Origin of the sequence: Roseomonas rosulenta (assembly GCF_016106005.1) — a bacterium.
Taxonomy (GTDB): Bacteria; Pseudomonadota; Alphaproteobacteria; order Acetobacterales; family Acetobacteraceae; genus Neoroseomonas; species Neoroseomonas rosulenta.
In genome coordinates this window covers 1-4085 of record NZ_JACADR010000342.1, presented here as the reverse complement: position 1 = coordinate 4085, position 4085 = coordinate 1, and the positions used below count along the sequence as shown (strand labels likewise).

Genomic DNA, 4085 nt, shown 5'->3' with positions numbered 1-4085 from the left:
CGCCGTCTGCCTGCACGCCGCCCGCCAGGCCGGGCCGCTGCTCGGCCGCCGCGTGCTGGTGACCGGCTGCGGGCCGATCGGCGCGCTCGCCATCGCGGCGGCGCGCATGGGCGGCGCGCGGGAGATCGTGGCGACGGACCTCTCCGACGCGCCGCGCGCCGTCGCGCTGACCATGGGCGCGGACCGCTTCCACGCGGATGCCGATGCCCTCGCCGGCTATGCTCCTGACAAGGGCTTCTTCGACGTGGCGCTGGAAGCCTCCGGCAGCCCGCGCGCGCTGCTTGGCATCCTGCCGGTGCTGCGCCCGGGCGGCACCATCGTGCAGATCGGCATCGGCGGCGACGTGCCGGTGCCGATGTCGGTGCTGGCCGCGAAGGAGGTCACCTGGCGCGGCACCTTCCGCTTCCACGCCGAATTCGCCATGGCGGTGGAAGCACTCGCCGCGCGGCGCATCGATGTCGCGTCGCTGCTGACCGAACGCTTCCCCATCGAGCGCGCGGCGGAGGCCTTCGCGCTCGCGGCCGATCGATCCCGTGCAATGAAGGTGCAGATCGCCTTCTGAGCGTGGCGCCGCCCACGCCCGCTACGACGGCGTTCGCCGCGCCATGCCCCCGAACAGGTCGAGCATCCGCTCCCGCCAGGCATACACCGGGTCGTCCGCCGCCAGCAGCTCGAAGCGGCTGACCGTGCGCGCCCACATGAAGCCGCCGAACACCGTGTAGTCGCCATAATCCGGCGCCGCGCCGCCCAGGAAATCCCGCCCGCGCAGCGCATGGCGCAGCGGCAGCAGGCTGGCGCGGAAGGCCGGCAGGCGATCCTCGCGCCCTGCCGTGACCTCGGCGAGCGTCCTGCCGTAGCGCTTCTCGCGGTTGGCGATGAAGTACGCGCGGTCGGCCTCGTCCAGCAGCGCCGGGATGTCGCTCACGAGCAGCCCCGCGATGCCGCCATGCAGCACCGTGTCGGTCCAGGCGCCGATGAAGCGATAGGCCTTCGGCGCGTCGTGCATCAGCGATGGCGCGGCCGGATAGGCGGTGTCGAGGTGCCGCGCGATGTCGAAGGACTCCACCACCACCGCATCGCCATCCACCAGCACCGGCACTTTGTCGTGCTTCGCGAAGGCCAGGCGCGCGGTCTCGGTGAAGCGCCAGGGCAGGCTTTCGAACTCCAGGCCCTTGTGCGCCAGCGCCATCCGGCTGCGCCAGCAGAAGGGGCTGAACACCCGCGCGGGGTCGGTGCCGCAGAGTTCGAACAACTGTCGTGCCATGCCCTGTCCTTCGTGAATGCTGCCGGCCCGGGCGCGCGGTCGCGCCAGGCGCCGGGGTGTCGCACATCGTCCCTGTCGCGGGGACCCCCCGCCGCCATCGCCACGTGGTCTTCGCCCGGTGGCGTTCGTCGGATACGCGCAGTCGTTACTCCGCCGCCTGCCGCCCGGGCATGTCCTGCACCACGCCGAGACCGCGCAGCCGCGCCAGCTCCGGCGCGCCCAGCGCCGGACCCAGGATCTCGTCATTGTGCTCGCCGATCCGCGGCGCGGGGCGCGCGAGCACGCCCGGCGTGCCCGACAGCCGCGGCACCATACCGTGCATGGGCAGCCAGCCGCCCGGCATATCCTCGTCCGGCACTTCCACCAGCGCCTCGCGCTCGATCACATAGGGGTCCTGCTCGAGCATCGCGCTGTCCATGATCGGCCCGATCGTCACGCCGGCCTTGTCGAAATGCGCGACGTTCTCGGCCAGCGTGCGTTCGCCGATCCAGCCGCCGATGATCGCATCCAGCTCCTGCCAGTGCTGCAGCCGGGCCGGGTTGTTGGCGAAGCGCGGATCGGCGATCAGGTCCTCGCGCCCGATCGAGCGGAACAGCTTCTCCGTCATGCCCTGGGTGGAGGCCGACAGGCACACCCAGCCGCCATCCTGCGTCCGGTAGGCATTGCGCGGCGACGTGTTGGTGGACCGGCTCCCGGTGCGCGGCTTGCGCTTGCCCGTGATGCGCCAGTTCGCCATCTGCGGCTCGAGGACGCTGAACAGCGGCTCGAACAGCGAGACATCGATCACCTGCCCGCCGCCACCCGCCTCGGCATGACGCAGCGCGATCATCGCGACTGAAGCGCCATACAGCCCCGCATAGGCATCGCCCATGAACATCGGCGGCAGCACGGGCTCGCGGTCCTCGAAGCCGTTCACCGCGGCGAACCCGGAATAGCCCTCGACCAGCGTGCCGAAGCCCGGCTTGTGGCGATACGGCCCGTCCTGCCCCCAGCCCGAGATGCGCACCACCACCAGCGCCGGGTTGATCGCCAGCAGTTCCGCGGGCGGCAGTCCCATTGCCTCCAGCACGCCGGGGCGGAAGGATTCCACGAAGATCGCCGCGTCGCGCACCAGCGTCTTCACCGCCGCGATCCCCTCGGGCCGCTTGAGGTCGAGCGCCACCGACTTCTTGTTGCGGCAGATGGTCTTCCAGGATGTCTCGACGCCGCCCACGCGCCAGGCGCGCAGCGTGTCGCCCTCGGGCGGCTCGACCTTCACCACCTCGGCCCCGTGGTCGGAGAAAACCTTGGTCAGCACGTTGCCCGCCACCAGGCGCGAGAGGTCCACCACCCGCACACCGTCCATGGCGCCGCGCGCCGACGGGTCGAAATCCTTGCGATGGATGCCGATCATCAGTCGAGCCGGATGTTCGCCAGTTGCGCCACCTCGCGCCAGCGGGCGATGTCGGTGCGCAGCATGGCCGTGAATTCCGCCGGCGTGCCAGGGGAGGGGCGGGCCCCTTCCGTCTGGTACAGCCGCGCGAGGTCCGGGTCACGCAGCGCGTCGTTCACCTCGGCGTTCAGCCGCTCGAGGATCGGCGCCGGCAGACCCGCAGGGGCGAACAGGCCCCACCAGATGGCGATGTCGTAGTCGAGCCCGCTCTCGGAGACGAGCGGCGCCGGCGGCGACCCCTCGGGGATGCCCGGCGCGCTGTAGGCGAGCAGCCGTACGCGCCCGTCGCGCACCACGCCGGCCGCGCTTGGCAGCGTCGTGATCATCAGCTGGATGTGGCCGGCCACCAGGTCGGTCACCGCCGGGCCGGTGCCGCGATAGGGCACGTGGTTCATCTGCAAGCCGGCGCGCTGGCAGAAATACTCGGTGACGAAGTGGTTGATTCCGCCCGGGCCCGAGGTGCCGTAGTCGATCCGCCCCGGCCTCTCGCGCGCCAGGCGCACGAGGTCCTGCACGCTGCGCACCGGCAGGTCGTTGTTGACGATGACGATGAAGGGCGAGCGCCCCAGTAGCGCGATCGGCGTGAAGTTCTCGAGCACGCCCCAGGGCACCCGCTGCGAGACCGAGGTGGTCGCGAAGGAGGAGGAGGAGACCATCAGCGTGTAGCCATCGGCCGGCGCCTGCGCGACCGCGGTGGCGCCGATCGCCCCGCCCGCCCCGGCGCGGTTCTCGATGACGACTGGCTGGCCTAGGCGCAGCTGCAACCGCTCGGCCAGCGGGCGCGCCACCACGTCGTTTGACCCGCCGGGCGGGAAGGGCACCACGATGCGGATCGGCCGGCCGGGCCAGGACGCCTGCGCATGCACCGCCGGCGCCGCCAGCGCGCCCGCCCCTGCCAGCATCGCCCTGCGCCCGAACCCCGTGCTGCCTGCCATGTCGTGTCGTTCCTTCCCGGACCGGGCGCAGTCTCGCCCATCCCTGCGCGCGCCGGAAGGCATGGCCGCGCGCCGTGAACGCCCCGTTCATCCGCGCCATGGCACACCGCCCGAAGGGACCAGGAGGGTCGTTGCGCCATGTCGGAGGACAGGCCGTTGCGCGAATGGCCGCTCGAGCAACTCGCCGAGCAGGCCATCCTGCATGCCGCGGACCAGGCCGTGCTGGCGCGCCTCGCGCAGGAGGTCGCGCACCGGCCCGGCACCCGTGCTCGTGCGCTGCTCGTGCGGCTGCAACGCCTGCAGGAGGAAGCCTGCGCCGCCCCGCGCGGCATGGCCGTGGCCGAGCTGCGCGACCTGCTGGCCGCCGCCGCGGGCGAGATCGTGCGCCTGCGCAGCGCCCTCGCGCTGGCCGAGGCGCGCCTCGGCGCCCTGCCCGATGAGGTCGGGCCGCACC

Annotated in this window: 5 protein-coding genes; 2 read left to right on the top strand and 3 right to left on the bottom strand. The window is 72.3% G+C overall.

Annotated features, from left to right (window positions below; translation table 11 throughout):
* Window positions 1-562, top strand: a 562-nt coding sequence (locus HW578_RS23700) for a zinc-binding dehydrogenase (RefSeq protein ID WP_198373174.1), incomplete at its 5' end; no start/stop codon positions are given.
* A 21-nt stretch (window positions 563-583) separates the two neighbouring features.
* Here the strand turns inward: HW578_RS23700 and HW578_RS23695 are convergent.
* From HW578_RS23695 to HW578_RS23685, 3 genes are all read right to left on the bottom strand, one after another.
* Window positions 584-1264, bottom strand: coding sequence for a glutathione S-transferase family protein (locus HW578_RS23695; RefSeq protein WP_198373173.1), 681 nt, complete (start codon window positions 1262-1264; stop codon window positions 584-586).
* Window positions 1265-1409: 145 nt separating this feature from the next.
* Window positions 1410-2657, bottom strand: a complete 1248-nt coding sequence (locus HW578_RS23690; RefSeq protein WP_198373172.1) for a CaiB/BaiF CoA transferase family protein — start codon at window positions 2655-2657, stop codon at window positions 1410-1412.
* Window positions 2657-3631, bottom strand: a complete 975-nt coding sequence (locus HW578_RS23685) for a Bug family tripartite tricarboxylate transporter substrate binding protein (RefSeq protein ID WP_198373171.1) — start codon at window positions 3629-3631, stop codon at window positions 2657-2659. Before HW578_RS23685 ends, HW578_RS23690 begins: the two co-directional genes overlap by 1 nt.
* A 138-nt stretch (window positions 3632-3769) precedes the next feature.
* Between HW578_RS23685 and HW578_RS23680 the strand changes: the two genes are divergently transcribed.
* Window positions 3770-4085, top strand: a 316-nt coding sequence (locus tag HW578_RS23680) for a hypothetical protein (RefSeq protein ID WP_198373170.1), incomplete at its 3' end; no start/stop codon positions are given.